This is a genomic window from Methylobacterium sp. 10, assembly GCF_000519085.1.
GTDB lineage: Bacteria > Pseudomonadota > Alphaproteobacteria > Rhizobiales > Beijerinckiaceae > Methylobacterium.
Genome location: NZ_KI912577.1, coordinates 3,922,269 through 3,938,628, shown reverse-complemented (window position 1 = coordinate 3,938,628; position 16,360 = coordinate 3,922,269). Strand labels below are relative to the sequence as shown.

At 66.9% G+C, this 16,360-nt stretch carries 14 protein-coding genes; 7 read left to right on the top strand and 7 right to left on the bottom strand.

What is annotated here, in order from left to right; genetic code table 11:
• The first annotated feature begins 377 nt into the window (after window positions 1–377).
• Genes K368_RS0118555 through K368_RS25665 form a run of 3 tightly spaced genes read left to right on the top strand, consistent with a single transcriptional unit; the run spans window position 378 to window position 4,525 of the window.
• Window positions 378–2,582: an RNA degradosome polyphosphate kinase gene (locus tag K368_RS0118555; RefSeq protein WP_245259698.1), complete on the top strand. Its 2,205-nt coding sequence runs from the start codon at window positions 378–380 to the stop codon at window positions 2,580–2,582.
• Window positions 2,583–2,608: 26 nt separating this feature from the next.
• Window positions 2,609–4,159, top strand: coding sequence for an exopolyphosphatase (gene ppx / locus K368_RS0118550; protein WP_036266496.1), 1,551 nt, complete (start codon window positions 2,609–2,611; stop codon window positions 4,157–4,159).
• Between the two features lie 42 nt (window positions 4,160–4,201).
• Window positions 4,202–4,525 carry a DUF1648 domain-containing protein gene (locus tag K368_RS25665; RefSeq protein WP_051439926.1) on the top strand — a complete coding sequence of 108 codons (324 nt, stop codon included), beginning with the start codon at window positions 4,202–4,204 and terminating at the stop codon, window positions 4,523–4,525.
• 16 nt (window positions 4,526–4,541) lie between these two features.
• Here K368_RS25665 and K368_RS0118540 read toward each other — a convergent pair whose 3' ends face one another.
• Complete coding sequence (locus tag K368_RS0118540; protein ID WP_027173637.1) at window positions 4,542–5,984, bottom strand: acetamidase/formamidase family protein; 1,443 nt, start codon at window positions 5,982–5,984, stop codon at window positions 4,542–4,544.
• A gap of 345 nt (window positions 5,985–6,329) precedes the next feature.
• Between K368_RS0118540 and K368_RS0118535 the strand changes: the two genes are divergently transcribed.
• Complete coding sequence (locus K368_RS0118535; protein ID WP_081739616.1) at window positions 6,330–7,244, top strand: PhnA-like protein; 915 nt, start codon at window positions 6,330–6,332, stop codon at window positions 7,242–7,244.
• 102 nt (window positions 7,245–7,346) lie between these two features.
• Here the strand turns inward: K368_RS0118535 and K368_RS0118530 are convergent, their stop codons facing one another.
• A complete protein-coding gene (locus K368_RS0118530) occupies window positions 7,347–9,680 on the bottom strand; it encodes an NADP-dependent malic enzyme (protein ID WP_027173635.1) in 2,334 nt (777 codons plus the stop codon).
• A gap of 84 nt (window positions 9,681–9,764) precedes the next feature.
• On the opposite strand from K368_RS0118530, the gene K368_RS0118525 reads away from it, so the two are divergent.
• Together K368_RS0118525 and K368_RS0118520 are read left to right on the top strand one after the other, a co-directional pair.
• A complete protein-coding gene (locus tag K368_RS0118525) occupies window positions 9,765–10,388 on the top strand; it encodes a CatB-related O-acetyltransferase (protein ID WP_027173634.1) in 624 nt (207 codons plus the stop codon).
• A 76-nt stretch (window positions 10,389–10,464) separates the two neighbouring features.
• Window positions 10,465–10,716 carry a DUF3297 family protein gene (locus K368_RS0118520; RefSeq protein WP_027173633.1) on the top strand — a complete coding sequence of 84 codons (252 nt, stop codon included), beginning with the start codon at window positions 10,465–10,467 and terminating at the stop codon, window positions 10,714–10,716.
• Between the two features lie 6 nt (window positions 10,717–10,722).
• Here K368_RS0118520 and K368_RS26860 read toward each other — a convergent pair whose 3' ends face one another.
• From K368_RS26860 to aspS, 5 genes are all read right to left on the bottom strand, one after another.
• Window positions 10,723–11,415 carry a hypothetical protein gene (locus K368_RS26860; RefSeq protein ID WP_155935242.1) on the bottom strand — a complete coding sequence of 231 codons (693 nt, stop codon included), beginning with the start codon at window positions 11,413–11,415 and terminating at the stop codon, window positions 10,723–10,725.
• The gene (locus tag K368_RS0118510) at window positions 11,415–12,470 is read right to left on the bottom strand and encodes a hypothetical protein (RefSeq protein WP_155935240.1); all 1,056 of its coding nucleotides are present in this window, start codon (window positions 12,468–12,470) and stop codon (window positions 11,415–11,417) included. Before K368_RS0118510 ends, K368_RS26860 begins: the two co-directional genes overlap by 1 nt.
• A 176-nt stretch (window positions 12,471–12,646) precedes the next feature.
• Window positions 12,647–12,943, bottom strand: a complete 297-nt coding sequence (locus K368_RS0118500) for a hypothetical protein (protein ID WP_027173629.1) — start codon at window positions 12,941–12,943, stop codon at window positions 12,647–12,649.
• Complete coding sequence (locus tag K368_RS0118495; protein ID WP_027173628.1) at window positions 12,940–13,809, bottom strand: glycosyltransferase family 2 protein; 870 nt, start codon at window positions 13,807–13,809, stop codon at window positions 12,940–12,942. Before K368_RS0118495 ends, K368_RS0118500 begins: the two co-directional genes overlap by 4 nt.
• A gap of 24 nt (window positions 13,810–13,833) precedes the next feature.
• Complete coding sequence (gene aspS / locus K368_RS0118490) at window positions 13,834–15,648, bottom strand: aspartate--tRNA ligase (protein ID WP_027173627.1); 1,815 nt, start codon at window positions 15,646–15,648, stop codon at window positions 13,834–13,836.
• 189 nt (window positions 15,649–15,837) lie between these two features.
• Here aspS and K368_RS25060 point away from each other — a divergent pair, with 189 nt between their 5' ends.
• A complete protein-coding gene (locus K368_RS25060; RefSeq protein WP_027173626.1) occupies window positions 15,838–16,257 on the top strand; it encodes a hypothetical protein in 420 nt (139 codons plus the stop codon).
• The last annotated feature ends 103 nt before the right edge of the window (window positions 16,258–16,360 follow it).

The window sequence follows — 16,360 nt, the reverse complement described above, 5'->3', positions numbered from 1 at the left end:
TAGAGTGAGGAGAAGACCCGTTGCCGGAAATGGATTCGGACGCGATCTCCAAGGGGTCGGACACGGAGAGGATGGATGTCGAGGAGCGGAAGATCGCTCCAGAGGCCGACGACTCGACCGACGAGACCCGCTCCGGTGACAGCGGCAGCGGCCCCGTGGCGCCCGAATCCGTGTTGCCCAAGCGCCCCGCTGCCCGGCGCCGTCCGGCGGATGCCGGTCCGGCAAGCCCCGCTGCCGTCCGGCCACAGGCGGCGAAGTCCGGCTCGAAGACAGCGCCGAAGCCCGGCCCCGGAGCGACCCTCCCGGCAGAATCGACCTCGATCGGCGAGGCCCCCAAGGCAGAGACGGAATCAGGCTCGATTCTGGCGGAGACGATCATGGCCGACACGGCGACCGAACGAGCGACAGCCGAACCCGTGGCCCGGGAAACCGTGCTCGCCGCCGGCCGCGCCCTGCGCCATTCGCCCGAGCGCTTCGTGAACCGGGAGCTGTCCTGGTTGCAGTTCAACCGTCGGGTACTGGAGGAGGCGTCCAATGCCAGCCACCCGCTGCTGGAGCAGCTGCGCTTCCTCTCGATCTCGGCCAACAATCTCGACGAGTTCTTCATGGTCCGCGTGGCGGGCCTGCACGATCAGGTCCGCGCCGGCCTGATCCAGCCGTCGCAGGACGGGCTGAGCCCGTCCGAGCAGCTCACCCGAATCGGCTCCGAAGTCTCGCGCCTCGCCCTCGACCAGCAGCGGCGCTGGCGCGAGTTGCGCGACGACCTGCACGGTGTCGGCATCGATCTCGTGGAGCCCGGCGATCTCACCCCCGATCACAAGGCTTGGCTGGAGGAGTACTTCCTCAGCCATGTCTTCCCGGTGCTGACGCCGCTCGCCATCGACCCGGCCCATCCGTTCCCGTTCCTGTCGAACCTCGGCTCCAGCATCGCCCTGATGATGGTGCGGCCCCGCGACGGGCGGACCCTGCGCGCACTGATCCGCCTGCCCGCCGTCCTCGACCGCTTCGTGCGGCTTCCGGAGGTCACGGGAGAATCCACCGCCCGCTTCATCGCCATCGAGCAGGTCATCGTCCTCTTCACCGGCCGCCTGTTTCCTGGCTACTTCGTGAAGGGGCAGGGGGCGTTCCGCGTGATCCGCGATTCCGACCTCGAGATCGAGGAGGAGGCCGAGGACCTCGTCCTGCATTTCGAGAGCGCCCTGAAGCAGCGCCGCCGCGGCGTCGTCATCAGGCTCGAAGTCGAGGCGGGAATGCCGGAGGATCTGCGCGCCTTCGTCGCCGACGAACTCGAGATCGGCTACGACGCGATCTTTGTGGTCGAGGGCATGCTCGCCCTCAACGAACTGTCTCAGATCGTCGGGATCGACCGGCCGGACCTGAAGTTCAAGTCGTACAACCCGCGTTTCCCCGAGCGCATCCGCGAGAGCGGCGGCGACGTCTTCGCCGCCATCCGGCAGAAGGACTTCATCGTCCACCACCCCTACGAATCCTTCGACGCGGTGGTGCAGTTCCTGGCACAGGCCGCCCGCGACCCCAACGTGGTGGCGATCAAGCAGACGCTCTACCGCACCTCCTCGAACTCGCCGATCGTGGCGGCGCTGGCGGAAGCCGCCGAACTCGGCAAGTCCGTGACGGCGCTGGTGGAGCTGAAGGCGCGCTTCGACGAGGAGGCCAATATCCGCTGGGCCCGCGACCTGGAGAAGGCCGGCGCGCAGGTGGTGTTCGGCTTCATCGAGCTCAAGACCCACGCCAAGCTGTCGATGGTGGTGCGACGCGAGGGCGACAAGCTCGTGAGCTACTGCCATGTCGGCACCGGCAACTATCACCCGATCACGGCGCGGGTGTACACCGACCTGTCGTTCTTCACCGCCGACCCGGCGGTGGCCCGCGACGTCAGTCGCATCTTCAACTACATCACCGGCTACGCGGAGCCTGCCGAACTCGAGCGCATGGCGGTCTCGCCGCTCACCCTCAAGCCCCGGCTGATGGAGAACATCGCGGCCGAGGTGGCCCATGCCAAGGCCGGAAGGCCGGCGGCGATCTGGATCAAGTGCAACTCCCTGGTGGACGGGCAGATCATCGACGCTCTCTACGACGCGTCCCAGGCCGGGGTGCAGATCGACTGCATCGTGCGCGGCATCTGCTGCCTTCGGCCGGGCATTCCCGGTCTGTCGGATACGATCCGGGTGAAATCCATCGTCGGGCGCTTCCTCGAACACGAGCGGATCTACGCCTTCGGCAACGGGTTCGGCCTGCCGCACCCGAAGGCGACGGTGTCGATCTCGTCGGCGGACCTGATGACCCGCAACCTCGAACGGCGTGTCGAGGCGCTGTTGCCGATCACTAACCAAACGGTGCATCAGCAGGTGCTGGACCAGATCATGCTCGCCAATCTCCTCGACAACCAACAGAGCTGGCGTGTACTGGCGTCTGGTGCGAGCGAGCGGGTCCAGCCCTCCGAGGGCGAGGAGCCGTTCAATGCGCACAAGTACTTCATGACGAACCCGAGCCTGTCCGGCCGGGGAAAGTCCTCAAAGAAGTCGAGTCCGCGTGCGCTGAGCCGCAGAGCCCAGCGCTCCTGAGCGGACGACCCCACTAGGAGCCGGTCATGGGCCTCCCTCGTACCAGTCTTGCGCAGAGCGGCTTCGCGCTTCAGGAAGACCGCCGCGTGCAGGATTGCGTGGAGCCGGTGGCGATCATCGACATCGGCTCGAATTCCGTACGGCTCGTGGCCTATGACGGTCTGAACCGCGCGCCGACGCCGCTCTACAACGAGAAAGTCCTGTGCGGCCTCGGCCGCAACGTGTTCAGCACGGGGCGGCTCAACGAGGAGGCGGTTCGGCGCGCTCTCAGCGCGCTCGCGCGCTTCCGCATCCTCTGCGAGACCATGCGCGTCGGCCGGGTGTTCGTGCTGGCTACGGCGGCCGCGCGCGACGCGCAGAACGGTCCGGAATTCCTCGCCGCGGCGGAAGCCGCCTGCGGCCACCGGATCGAACTCCTGTCGGGGCGGCGGGAGGCGGAGCTTTCGGCCCTCGGTGTCATCTCCGGTTTCCATACGCCTGACGGGGTCGTCGGCGATCTCGGCGGCGGCTCCCTGGAACTGGTGGATGTGCGCGGCGCCACGGTGGGGCAGGGGGTGACGATGCCGCTCGGCGGTCTCGCCCTCCAGGATCTCTCCGGCGGGTCGGTAAAAAAGGCCCTCAAGATCGCCCGCGAGAACCTCGCGAAGGCAGCGCCCCAGTTGGAGACCCTGCGCGGGCGCAGCTTCTACGCGGTGGGCGGCACTTGGCGGGCGCTGGCCCGCTTGCATCAGGCCGCGCGGGGCTACCCGCTCCACGTCATGCACGGCTACAGCATCGAGCCTTCCGACGAACTCAGTTTCCTCGAAGTGGTGGAACGCACGGACGCCGCCCTGCTGCAGGACGTGGAGGCCGTCTCGGAGGCGCGCCGGCCCCTCCTCGCCTACGGCGCCGTGGTGCTGGAGGAGATCATTCGTGTCGGGCGCCCCCGCGAACTCGCCATCTCGGCCTCCGGCGTACGCGAGGGGCTGCTCTACGAGCAGCTCGACCGCGACACCCGCCTGACCGATCCGCTTCTCGCGGCGGCGGCGGAACTGAACCGCCTCCGCGCCCGGTCTCCGGGCCACGGCAGTGATCTCATCGCCTGGACCGACCGCTTCGTCACCACCCTCGACGGGCCGGAGACGGCCGACGAGCGCCGCCTGCGCCACGCAGCATGCCTCCTCTCGGATATCGGCTGGCGCGCGCATCCCGATTACCGGGGCGAACAGAGCATCAACGTCATCACTCATGCCGCCTTCGTCGGGATCGACCATCCCGGGCGGGCCTATCTCGCCCTGGCGGTGTATTTCCGCCACGAGGGCGTTGCCGCGGACAAGGCGAGCCCGATGCTGCGCAGCCTCGCCGGGCCGCGCCTGTTCGAGCGGGCCCGCCTCCTCGGCGCCCTCCTGCGTGTCGCGTTCCCGATCTCTGCGGGTATGGAGGGGGCGCTGTCCCGCATGCCCCTCCTCGTCGCAGATCGTCGGGTGACCCTGACCCTGCCTGCGGATCTGGCCGCATTGCCGGGCGATCGCCTCCTCAACCGCGTCCGCGGCCTCGGCCGGGTGCTGGGGCTGGAGGGGCGGATCGTTACCGCCTGATACGGTCGCGGGTCTAAGCCTCGGCCGTTCGGAGGATTGTCGATGCCGACTGTCTACGTCTTCGCCGTTCTGACTCTCGCCATCCTTTCATGCCTGTCGGCGCTTGCGGGCTTTTGGGTGGGTGATCTCGACCGGCTTCCGATGCAATGGGGTCTGAACGGGCAGCCGACATGGTACGCGCCCAAATGGATCGCTCTCGGATTCATCCCGGTGATCGGCGTGATCGTCATGGCGACGGTAGCTGTGAGCTCCGTTCCTGGCGGCGACGGGTCCGGTGTCGCCCGAAACATGGCGGCGGTCGGAGCAATCCTCATCGCCGCCGAGATCGTCTATCTCTTCATGCTGCGAAGGCACCTCATCGGCTGACCGACGACGCGGCGCGTCACGCCGGTCTGTCCGCGAAGATCGCTTTCTTGACGATGGCATGGACGCCCCAATTGCCGTCCACCACCTGGGTGATGCCGAAATCGACGGCGATGGACATGAGCGAGATCGCCTCGTCCTCCGTCAGCCCCTTTGCCTGCATCAGGAAGGACCGCATCTTGCGGAAGGCGTCGCGCATGGCGAGGTCGATGGAGGATTTGGAGAAGATCTCGCTCTGCGCGTCGGGGCCGAGATCGGCGAGGTAGTTCGGATAGCTGAAGCCCGAGAGCACCCAATCCTCAGACGTCTCGATCATCGGGAAATCGAGGGTCTCCAGGGCCGTGCCGGCGAGATCCGCCTTCTTGTGCAGAATGAACTGAAAGGTGCCCGTGAGCGAGCACTCGATGGCGGTGCCGCACAATTCGGAATCGCCCTGGCTCGCGTGCGGATCGCCCACCGAGAACAGGGCGCCGGGCACCGCGACGGGATAGTACATCGTCGCGCCCTTGCCGATGCGCCAGTTGTCGATGTTTCCGCCGGTGTAGCTCGGGGGAATCGAGTTCACCATGTCGGCCTCCTTGGGCGCGAGGCCCATCGTACCGAAATGCGGTCGGATCGGCACGCGCACGCCCTTGAGCACGTCGAAATTGCGCTGCGTCTTGGTGTGGTCGACGGGAATGCCCGGATAATCGATGGTGGGATGCGCCACGCCGAACGGATCAGTGACTCCCGGCCAGCGGAAATTGTACACCGCCTTCGCCCAGTCGCGGGCGCCGCTCGCATCGACTTCGTATATGGTGATGACCTCGCGCGCCCGGTCGCCGGTGATCATGTCCTTGTAGTGATAGCCCCACCAGGCGGCGGCGTTACTGCCAAAGCTGCGACCCTTGAAGGCGGGATTGGCGCAGGGGCGGGGCGCCACGTTGAGGATGCGCACCTCCAGCACGTCGCCGGGCTCCGCACCGCGGATCGCCACCGGGCCGGTACAGATGTGGACGCCGAGCCCCCCGCCCGGTCCGAGGGGGCCGGTCTCCGGCCCGGCACCGCGTCGGGCGACGCCCTTCTTCTCCTTGGTCCAGAGGAACACGCTCTCGGCGCCGGGATCGCCAGTCACCATGCGCTCGGCATCGTCGTTGGCGTGGTGGGTCAAGGTCTCGATGGTGACGTAGTCACCGGACGCGATTTCGACCTGGGGCTTCAGCAGCTTCGAGAAGTAGCCCCAATGGACGGTCTCCGCGGTGGCCGGCAGGTGGTAATGCGCCGTCTGCCGGATACCCTTGGCGCTCGTCTGCGCCAGGGCGGGTCCGACGAGGGTCAGGCCGCCGGCCGCCATCGCCGCCGCCCCGCCGGTGGCGACGAAGCCGCTCTTGAGGAAGGCCCGCCGCTCGGGCGCGAGGTCGCCGAGGAACCGGCGGCGATGCTCGGCGAAATGCGTGCAGTTCGGATCGTCACCACGGCACATTGGAATCTCCCGACCGGCCCTTGATCCGAATCCTGTATGCAATCCGGTGGCCAGTTTTTCCGAGCGCCCGGTCTCGAAACAAAGTCCCGGCCTAATCCGCTTGCCGGCAGGTGAAGTTAAAGACGGGATCTTGGATCGATTTCCGCCTAACCGAGCGAACATTCTCCGACGAGGCACGTTGACCGGCGCTGATTTCCAGAATCCCCGAGCATGTCTGGGAAGCTGGAACGCGTCCTTGGATATCGGAGACACGAACGGCTCCACGTTCCCGGCAGGAATTCGCCGGGGCGAGGTTTTCCGTGTGCGTGATCCTCATCCTTCACATCCGTCCTCAGGAGTTCCTCCTTGGCTCAATCCCCCGCTCTGAAGCCTACCCTCGCGACGCCATCGGCCGTCGACGCCCGCCCGGCCCTGTACAATCAGGTCTCCTGGGGCGCGATCTTCGCCGGCGCCGTGGCGGCCCTCGTAGTGCAGATGATCCTCAACATGATCGGCCTCGGCATCGGCTTGTCGACCCTGGATCCCGCCGGCAACGACACCCCGACCGCCGCCAGCCTGTCCACCGGCGCCGGCCTGTGGTGGGTCGTCTCCGGCATCGTGGCCTCGCTCGCCGGCGGCTTCCTCGCCGGGCGTCTCTCGGGCAAGCCTCTGGCCAGCACCAGCGGTTATCATGGCCTCGTCTCCTGGGCCGTCACCACCCTGGTCATCGTCTACCTGCTCACCTCGGCGGCCGGCGGTCTCATCGGCGGAGCGTTCGGCGGCATTTCGAGCGTCATCGGCGGCGCGGGTTCGGCCATCGGCGGCGCAACCCAGACGGCGGCCCAGGCCGCGGCTCCCTCGCTCACCAAGCTGACCAACCCCCTCGACGGCATCGAGAACCAGGTCCGTCAGTCCACGGGCGGCCAGGATCCCGCAGCCCTGCGTGATGCCGCGTCCCAGGCCGTGCGTGCCTACCTGACCGGCGATGCCGCCCAGCAGGCCCAGGCCGAGACCAAGGCTGCCGATGCCCTGGCAAAGGCGCGGGGGATCTCGCCGGATCAGGCCAAGACCCAGATCCAGGAGTACCGCAAGCAGTACGAGCAGACGGTGGCCGACGCCAAGCAGAAGGCCAAGGTCGCCGCCGAAGCGACCCGCAGCGCCGCGGCGCAGGGCGCCCTCTACGCCGCCCTCGCCCTGATCCTCGGAGGCCTGGCCGCCTTCCTCGGCGGCCGCTTCGGCGCCGTGGCTCCGGCCGTCGCCTACGGCGACCGCCGCGTCTGACCCCACCCCTTCCGGGCACATGAACGACAAAGGCCCCCGAGGAATCGGGGGCCTTTTTCATGGCGTCAGCCGTGGAGGACAAGCGAAGTCCCGGCTGCCTTTCTATTCGGAGAGGGGCGTCAGACCAGGCTCCACCGACGCGATCGTCGGCTCGACGACGCTCGCCTGCGCTTCCACCACCGCCGCGGCGGTGACGTTGACGATGCCGCGCGCCGTCACCGACGGCGACAGGATGTGGGCGGGCCGAGCCGGGCCGATCAGTAGCGGCCCCACGGGCAGGGCGTCGGCCAGAACCTTCGAGAACTGGAAGGCGATGTTGGCCGCGTCGAGATTGGGGAAGATCAGGACGTTGGCGGAGCCCTTGAGGGGCGAGCCCGGCAGTACCCGGTCGCGGATCAGACCGGACAGGGCGGTGTCGGCCTGCATCTCGCCATCTACCTGGAGGTCCGGCCGGCGGCCCTGGATCAGACCCAGCGCCGCGCGCATCTTCTGGGCCGAGCGAGAATCGGACTGGCCGAAATCCGAATGGCTGAGGAGAGCGATCTTCGGAGTGAGGCCGAAGCGAGCCACGTGGCCGGCGCAGGCCACCGCCACGTCGGCAATCTCCTCGGCGCTGGGATCAGGCCGGACATGAGTGTCGGCGAGGAAGTAAGCGCCTTCCTTGGTGACGATGAGACTCATGGCGGCGAAGTCGAGCACGCCCGGCGCGAGGCCGATCACATCGCGGATCACCCGCAGGCGCGTCTCGAAACGACCCTCCAGGCCACAGATCAGCGCGTCCGCCTCGCCCCGGCGCACGGCGATGGCGCCGATCACCGTGTTGTTGGTGCGCACCAGCGTGCGCGCGGCATCCGGCGTGATGCCGCGACGGCCGGCGACTTCGAGATAGGTCGCGACATAGTCGCGGTAGCGCGGATCGTCCTCGGGATCGATCAGGTCGAAATCGGTACCCTGCCGGATCGACAGGCCGAAGCGCTTGATCCGGGTCTCGATCACGCGCGGGCGCCCCACCAGGATGGGCCTGGCCACATGATCCTCGACGATGGCCTGGGCGGCACGCAGCACGCGCTCGTCCTCGCCCTCCGCGTAAAGGACGCGCTTGGGATTCTCCTTCGCCTTGGTGAAGATCGGCTTCATGATGAAGCCGGAGCGGTGGACGAAGCGGTCGAGACTGTCGGCGTAGGCCTGGATGTTCTCCAGCGGCCGGCCGGCGACGCCCGAATCCATTGCGGCCTGCGCTACGGCGGGGGCGATGCGCAGGATCAGGCGCGGATCGAACGGGCTCGGGATCAGCGAGTGCGGGCCGAAGGGCCGGGCCTCGCCGCCATAGGCGCGGGCGACCACGTCGGAGGGGCTCTCGCGGGCCAGCGCCGCGATGGCCTTCACGGCGGCCTTCTTCATCTCCTCGTTGATCGAGGTGGCGCCGACATCGAGGGCGCCGCGGAAGATGTAGGGGAAGCACAGGACGTTGTTGACCTGGTTCGGAAAATCCGAGCGCCCGGTGCAGATCATCGCGTCGGGGCGCTTCGCCTGCGCGAGATCCGGCATGATCTCCGGATAGGGGTTGGCGAGCGCCATGATCAGCGGATTCTCGGCCATCTTCTCCAGGTATTCCGGCTTCAGGACGCCACCGGCCGAGAGGCCGATGAACACGTCGGCGCCCGGAATGACCTCGGCCAGCGTCCGGGCCTCGGTCTCCTTGGCGTAGATGTCCTTCCAGCGATCCATCAGTTCGGTGCGGCCCTTGAAGACCACGCCCTTGATGTCGGTGACGGTGATGTTGTCGACCCGGGCGCCGAGCGACACCAGCAGGTTGAGGCAGGCGAGCGCCGCGGCGCCCGCGCCAGAGGTGACGATGCGGACGTCGGAGAGCTGCTTGCCGGCGAGTTCGAGGGCGTTGAGGACGGCCGCCGCCACGATGATCGCGGTGCCGTGCTGGTCGTCGTGGAAGACCGGGATGTTCATCCGCGCCCGACACTGCTCCTCGACCTCGAAGCACTCGGGTGCCTTGATGTCCTCGAGGTTGATGCCGCCGAAGGTGGGCTCCAGGGAGCAGACCACGTCCACGAGCTTGCCGACGTCGTTCTGGTCCACCTCGATGTCGAACACATCGATTCCGGCGAACTTCTTGAACAGGACCGCCTTGCCCTCCATTACCGGCTTCGAGGCGAGGGGGCCGATATTGCCGAGGCCGAGCACGGCGGTGCCGTTGGTGAGCACGGCCACGAGGTTCTGGCGGATGGTGAGGGTGGCGGCCTCCTGGGGGTCTTCGTAGATCGCCATGCAGGCGGCGGCGACACCAGGGGAATAGGCGAGCGCCAGGTCGCGCTGGTTGCCCAGCGGCTTCGTCGCCTGGATCTCGAGCTTTCCGGGCCGGGGCAGGCGGTGGTAGACGAGGGCTCCGGATTTGAGATCGTCGGACATGTTGTCGCCCATGAGCCTCACTCCCTTCATCGCGGGCTCTGACGGCGCCGCGGAGCTTTCCCGCCGGTCTTCGGGATGCATTGATTGAAAACTCTGTTGCACCGCTTGCGGAGTGGGCGCAACCCGCACAACGAAACCCGCCTGCATCTCGCCAGAATGGCGAAAACCCATGGTTTCTCCATCGGGTCGTACTCCTATGGCCGTCCGAAAGTGCGGTTCCCGGAAGCTGGGCGGCACCTTACGATCGGCCGGTATTGTTCCATCGCCGACAGGGTCGAGATCCTTCTCGGCGGCGGACACCGCCTCGACTGGGTGACCACCTATCCCTTCGCGGCCATGACGGGGCTCTGGCCGGGAGTGGAGGCGCCAGCCGATTATCATGCCTCGCGCGGCGGCGTGACCATCGGCAGCGATGTCTGGCTCGGCTCCGGCTGCATGATCCTGTCCGGCGTCACCATCGGACACGGTGCCGTGGTGGGGGCTCATGCCGTCGTCAGCCGGGATGTGCCGCCCTACGCGATCGTCGCCGGCAACCCCGCACGGGTGATACGCCACCGCTTCGATCCGGAGCACGTGGCGGGCCTGCTGGAGACTGCATGGTGGGACCTGCCCCCCGAGGCGGTGCGCAACCTGATACCCCTACTCCAGAGCGACCGCATCGTCGATCTCATCGCGGCGGCGCGGGCGGCCAGGGCCGGCGGCGTTGCGGGCGGGGCGTGAATCGCTTACCCGGACCCTTCGTCCCGACGCGTCAACGATCGCTCGACCCCGATCATCGATTCCCAAGGCAACGCCGATGTCCGACACGCCTCCCGACCGCCTCGCGGTGAACCCGACCAGCCCGTTCTACAACGAGGCCATCCTGGAACGCGGCATCGGCATCCGCTTCAAGGGCGTCGAGAAGACCAATGTCGAGGAATATTGCGTCAGCGAAGGCTGGGTCCGCCTGTCGGCCGGCAAGACCCTCGACCGCGCCGGCAACCCGATGACGGTGAAGCTGAAGGGCCCGGTCGAGCCGTATTTTCGCGACGATTCCAGCGAAGGCTGAGACAGCTCAGCCCGGCGCCGTCTCCAGCGGGAACGGCGTCGGCTCCCAATAGGGCTCGATCTTCGTGCCACGGATGTTGGCGGCTTCCCAGCCGTGAAGGATCGTGGCGAGGGCAGCCCGGTCTCCGGCGAGGAGCGGGTCGGCAACGGCGAGGATCTTGTTGCGGGTCTGCTGAAAAGAGTCGGAATCCGGATGCCTGTTCTCGCGATTGTCCGGCGCCAGACCGTGCCAGATTGCCCGCGCCGCATCGAGGTTACCTAGTGCGATCTCGAAGATCATTCGATCCACCGGCCATTCACGACGGCGGCGATAGTCGCCATCCTCGAAGAGGTCCGCGAACGCTTCGAGTTTCCTCATTGAGTGCAGGAGGGGGAGTGCTTCCGTCTCAATGACGGACACTGCATCGTCGATCATCGACGGGTCGGACCAACGCCAGAAGCGCTCCTTCGAGGAGGCCGGCCGCTGGAGTTGCCCACGCTCTCCTATGCTGATCGAAAGGTTCCAGCCGGGAATGAACGTGTGCAGCAGTGCCCATTGAGGCCAGCAAATGTCGGCGTCAGAACTGCGCTCGATCAACACACGGCATGCCACGTGGTGAACCGGCGTCAGCCAGATGAATCCTGCGCTCGACACAACCAAGCCTTCGTTTCTCTTGATCAGGGGAGCGAAAATCCTTTCTATCTGACGCGCTGTGGTCATCACCTGGGTCTTACCTCTATCAAGATGATATTCTTTGCGTGAGGAAAATTCTTCTTGACCATGTATCCAATGTCGACTGCGCGCCTTGGCCTCAATCCCCTGTCGCCCGTCTTGTGATCATAGACACAGACGGTAGTGGGGATCGTGTTTTCCAACGCATCAAGACGATAGGATCCTAACGTGCCGTAAGGTACATCGGGCATCGGATTCGCTAGGTACGATGTTTCCGCCACCAAGTTCGGGTCTTGCAAAGCACGGATCTTGGCGGCTGCGAGGGCATGGACTTTGTTCCCGTAATCCTGCGGGCCCGTGAAGTGGCCCCATGCCTTCACCTCCGCAGCCGACTGATCCAGGATCGCCTGTACTTCTCCGTTGCGGGGACAGGCGTTGTCGAGTTCATCCTGATCGACCCCGCCAACCCATATGACGGGGTCGTTCGGTCCATCGCCGGAAATATATTCGCTGGCTGGTGCCACGAAGACCGCAGTGTCACCGGAACCACTGCGGCCGGCCAGAACGGACAGCAATGTTCTGGCGGCTTCAGCCAGCTCCGCGAGCTTCGCCTTTCCCGGAGGATGGGGAGCCCTCGCATCCTGTACGAACGCTTCCGGCTCCACCCGATTGCCGCTCAGGGTGCTGCGGGAGAGGATCTCGCCGGTCTCGCCATCGCGGACCGTCTGAGTGCGGCCCGACATTTCGAAGACGGTCCGCGTGCCGTCCGGCGCTGTGACGGTGTGCTGCTCGTCCCAGTCCTGGGAGGGATGGCTCCGGATGCGGAGCGAGAGAACGCGCGATCCGTCCTCGGCGACGACCTCTTCGGTGGCCGGCGAATCGTGTGAACCAGGGGAACCCATCGTTGCCGGACCGTCCGATCCGCCATGTCCCGATGCCCAACGTCCGCCACCGGGCTGGCCGGCTGGCTCGCGTGGCTGATCGGGGCTGTACTTGCGGGCAAGGACGCGCTCGACGCGGATCAGTTCGACCTCGACGGCAAGCTCAGCCAGATCGGAGCGGATCGCAGCGAGACGCTGTCTGCGGGTGTCGAGTCGCGACATCGGTGACGTTCCCAGCGCACGTGGCAGGGTCCATTGTTTAGCACATAAATCCGTTAATAGCAATAAAAACCTATTTTTCGATGGTGCGATGGCCGTCCTATAAGACCGCTCCGGCAAGTTCGGCATGAGGTGCGGGCGAACGATGGCTCAGGGCGCGGGGTCGAAACCGTCCGGCTTCAACCCTCCCGCTTGCGGCACTCGCCCGCGAAATTCCGCAGGGCCTCCGCCACCAGGGCATCCACCTGGGCCGCCGTCTTCGGCTGTCGGATGACGAGGCTCGTCACCGAATCCGGGTGGTTCGCCCGCTGCTTCGGGGTTCGCGCATGGTTCGAGACGCGCAACGCGAAGGCGCTGCCCTCCGGCTTGAGATAGACACTGTCGCCGCGCGTGTTTCTGGCGACGACGGCGAAGCCCTGTGCTGCGATACCGGCGACGGCGCGGGTCAGGGCGGCCGTCGGATTGAGCAGGCTCATGCCAGCCCTTCCCAAGCGAGCGCGGTGCGGCCTTGCAGGGACGCGAGAGCGCCCGCCGCAGAGCCGGCATAGCGCTCGATCAGTGGACGGCGGAAGCTCAGGGATGCCAACGCCGCCTTCGGGGCGTTCACGGCGAGCATCCAGGGGCTCGGATCGGGAAGCCCGTACTTGCGCGAGACATAGGCCCGCGACCAGGCCTGGTGCCAGCGGGTGCGGAACACCCGGCCGGGCTCCGGCGCCGACGAGCGCCCGCGCCCGTGCAGGGCGACTGCGCCGTGGACATGGACCAGGGAGCGGCCGGAATCGGCGACCCGGCGGCAGAGGTCGTCGTCCTCGTAGAACAGGAAGATGTTCGGATCGAACCCGCCAAGGGCAAGAAACAGGTCCCGCCGGATCATCAGGCAGGCGCCCGAAAGGAACGGCGCGCAGGCGTCCCCCTCTGGCGAGGCGCGGTTGCCGGCTGGATTGGTCAGGTAGGGCGCCAGCAGCGAACGGGGCTGGTAGAAGAAGCGCCCGTCCGGCTCCATCAGGCGCGGCGCCAGCAGGCCGGCCTCGGGATAGGCGGCAGCCGCGCGCAGCAACGCATCGACCGCGCCCGCCTGCAGCACGATGTCGGGGTTGAGGATGAGCACGCGCTCGGCCCGCTCGGCGGCGCGGATTCCAAGGGTGTTGGCGCGGCCGTAGCCCTCGTTGCGGGCATTACGCACCACCCTGGCGCCGGCCGCCTCGGCCACCGCCGCCGACTCGTCGCGGCTCGCATTGTCCACGACGATGGCCGGCACGTGCTCGGCGGCGAGCGCCGTGAGACAGGCCGGCAGCGCGTGGGCGCTGTCATGGCTGACGACGACGGCGACGAGGGAGGGCATCGCAGCCGGCCCGGCGGACGTTCCTCAGCCCTGCTTTTCGGGCAGGTTGAGGCGGATGTGCAGCTCGCGCAGCTGCTTCGGAGTCGCCTCGGCAGGGGCGCCCATCATCAGGTCCTCGGCGCGCTGGTTCATCGGGAACAGCACCACCTCGCGCAGGTTCTGCTCGCCGCAGAGCAGCATGACGATGCGGTCGATTCCCGGTGCGATGCCACCGTGCGGCGGGGCGCCGAGCTTCAGCGCGTTGAGCATGCCGCCGAACTTTTCCTCGAGCACCTCGACGCCGTAGCCGGCGATGCCGAAGGCCTTCTCCATCACGTCGGGGCGATGGTTCCGGATCGCGCCGGAGGACAACTCCGTGCCGTTGCAGACGATGTCGTACTGGAACGCCTTGATGCCGAGGATCGTCTCGGACTCGGTCGGATCGAGGGCGAGGAACTCCTCGCGGTCGAAGTTCGGCATCGAGAACGGGTTGTGGGAGAAATCGATCCGCTTCTCGTCCTCGTTCCACTCGTACATCGGGAAGTCGGTGATCCAGCAGAATGCGAACTGGTCCTTGTCGGACAGGTTCAATTCGTCGCCGATGCGGATGCGGGCCTTGCCGGCCAACGCTGCGGCCTTCGCCTCGGTGCCGGCGGAGAAGAACACCGCGTCGCCGGCCTTCGTGCCGGTCTTTTCGCGGATGAGGGCCTGGATCTCCGAAGGGATGAATTTGGCGATCGGGCCCTTGCCGGTGACCGTGCCGTTGTCGTCCTCGAAGATGATGTAGCCGAGGCCCGGCGCGCCCTCGGCGCGGGCAAAGTCGTTGAGCTTGTCGAAGAAGGAGCGCGGTTGCGTCGCGGCCCCCGTGGCGGGGATCGCGCGGACCACGCCGCCGGACTTGATCACGCCCTTGAACGCCTTGAACTCGACCTCGTCGCGGGCGAATTCGCCCGTCACGTCGGCGATGATCAGCGGGTTGCGCAGGTCCGGCTTGTCGACGCCGTATTTCAGCATCGCCTCGGCATAGGGAATGCGTGGGAATTCCCCCGTGACGCGCTTGCCGTCCGCGAATTCCTCGAAGACGCTGCGCAGGACAGGCTCCACCGACTGGAACACGTCCTCCTGGGTGACGAAGCTCATCTCGATATCGAGCTGGTAGAACTCGCCCGGCGACCGGTCGGCGCGGGCATCCTCGTCGCGAAAACACGGGGCGATCTGGAAGTAGCGGTCGAAGCCCGCGATCATCGTCAGCTGTTTGAACTGCTGGGGCGCCTGCGGCAGCGCGTAGAATTTTCCGGGGTGCACGCGGGAGGGCACCAGGTAGTCGCGCGCCCCTTCCGGGCTCGAGGCGGTGAGGATCGGCGTCTGGAACTCGAAGAAGCCGCCCTCACGCATGCGGCGGCGGAGCGAATCGATAATCGCGCCGCGCTTCATGATGTTGGCGTGGAGCTTGTCGCGGCGCAGGTCGAGGAAACGGTACTTGAGCCGCGTCTCCTCCGGGTAGTCCTGGTCGCCGAAGACCGGCACCGGCAGTTCGCCGGCGGGGCCGAGAACCTCGATGTCGTCGATGTAGACCTCCACCGTGCCGGTGGGCAGGTCGGCATTCTCGGTACCGGCGGGGCGGGTGCGCACGCGCCCGTCGATGCGGATCACCCATTCGGAGCGGGCGAGGTTCGCCGTCTTGAACGCCTTCGAATCGGAATCGACCACACATTGGGTGCGGCCGTAATGGTCGCGCAGGTCGATGAAGAGCACGCCGCCATGGTCGCGGATGCGGTGGCACCAGCCGGAAAGGCGAACGGTCTCGCCGACGTCGGACGGGCGGAGGGCCCCGCAGGTATGGGTACGATAACGGTGCATGACGGGCTCTTCAGATTGAGCGGCGCACCATTCACGCGAGGGCGGGCAAGTCAAGGCGAAGGCGATCTCGCGAGATCGCGCAGCGAAGCCCCCGAGCGGGAGCCGGGATGAGCCCGGAACGGGTACCGCCGGGGGGGGCGAAGGGGGAGGGACCTTCCGAAAACGAGGGAGAATCCCCATATCATGTCCATGATTGCGAACGCGTTTTTCGACATTTTGAACGAGGCCGCTGCGGCTCCTTCCGCACGCGGGAAGGCCGCGGAACGGGGCAAGCACAAGCACGCCGCGTGGCAAGTCCTGCCGCTCGAAGGCCGGTTCGAGATCGTCTACGAGGATTCCCGTGGTCTCTGGAGCACGCGTGCCCTCGACGCGCGCGAGTTGAGGCTTGGACCCGGCCGGACGCTCCTGGGCGGCATCGACCGCGCACGCGGCGGTTATCGCGGCTTCCGGGTGGATCGCATCCGGCGCCTGACCGAGGAGGGCGGACCGCGGATGAATGCCGGCATCCTCGACTGGCTTTTGACCCGTGCCGAGGCGCAGAAGCGCGAGCGTGCCGAACTGGTGCGTAGCCTCGCCCGCCTGGTCCGGTCCCGCAAGCACGCCGCCTGAGGAGGGATCCGGGGCAAAGGATCCAGGCAGGGATGTCGGGGATAGCCGCGCGCGGCGCGAGATACGATCTCGCCTCGCGCGTCAACCTCCGATATAGCCGGCT

What these genes read in the sequence shown, in the direction of transcription:
- K368_RS0118555 (WP_245259698.1), top strand. Translation starts at nt 378, where the DNA reads ATGGCCGACACGGCGACCGAACGAGCGACAGCCGAACCCGTGGCCCGG.
- K368_RS0118500 (WP_027173629.1), bottom strand. Translation starts at nt 12,943, where the DNA reads ATGAGCCTGCTCAATCCGACGGCCGCCCTGACCCGCGCCGTCGCCGGT.
- K368_RS0118510 (WP_155935240.1), bottom strand. Translation starts at nt 12,470, where the DNA reads ATGTCGCGACTCGACACCCGCAGACAGCGTCTCGCTGCGATCCGCTCC.
- K368_RS0118530 (WP_027173635.1), bottom strand. Translation starts at nt 9,680, where the DNA reads ATGGGCGACAACATGTCCGACGATCTCAAATCCGGAGCCCTCGTCTAC.
- ppx (WP_036266496.1), top strand. Translation starts at nt 2,609, where the DNA reads ATGGGCCTCCCTCGTACCAGTCTTGCGCAGAGCGGCTTCGCGCTTCAG.
- K368_RS25060 (WP_027173626.1), top strand. Translation starts at nt 15,838, where the DNA reads ATGATTGCGAACGCGTTTTTCGACATTTTGAACGAGGCCGCTGCGGCT.
- K368_RS26860 (WP_155935242.1), bottom strand. Translation starts at nt 11,415, where the DNA reads ATGACCACAGCGCGTCAGATAGAAAGGATTTTCGCTCCCCTGATCAAG.
- K368_RS0118540 (WP_027173637.1), bottom strand. Translation starts at nt 5,984, where the DNA reads ATGTGCCGTGGTGACGATCCGAACTGCACGCATTTCGCCGAGCATCGC.
- K368_RS0118495 (WP_027173628.1), bottom strand. Translation starts at nt 13,809, where the DNA reads ATGCCCTCCCTCGTCGCCGTCGTCGTCAGCCATGACAGCGCCCACGCG.
- K368_RS25665 (WP_051439926.1), top strand. Translation starts at nt 4,202, where the DNA reads ATGCCGACTGTCTACGTCTTCGCCGTTCTGACTCTCGCCATCCTTTCA.
- aspS (WP_027173627.1), bottom strand. Translation starts at nt 15,648, where the DNA reads ATGCACCGTTATCGTACCCATACCTGCGGGGCCCTCCGCCCGTCCGAC.
- K368_RS0118520 (WP_027173633.1), top strand. Translation starts at nt 10,465, where the DNA reads ATGTCCGACACGCCTCCCGACCGCCTCGCGGTGAACCCGACCAGCCCG.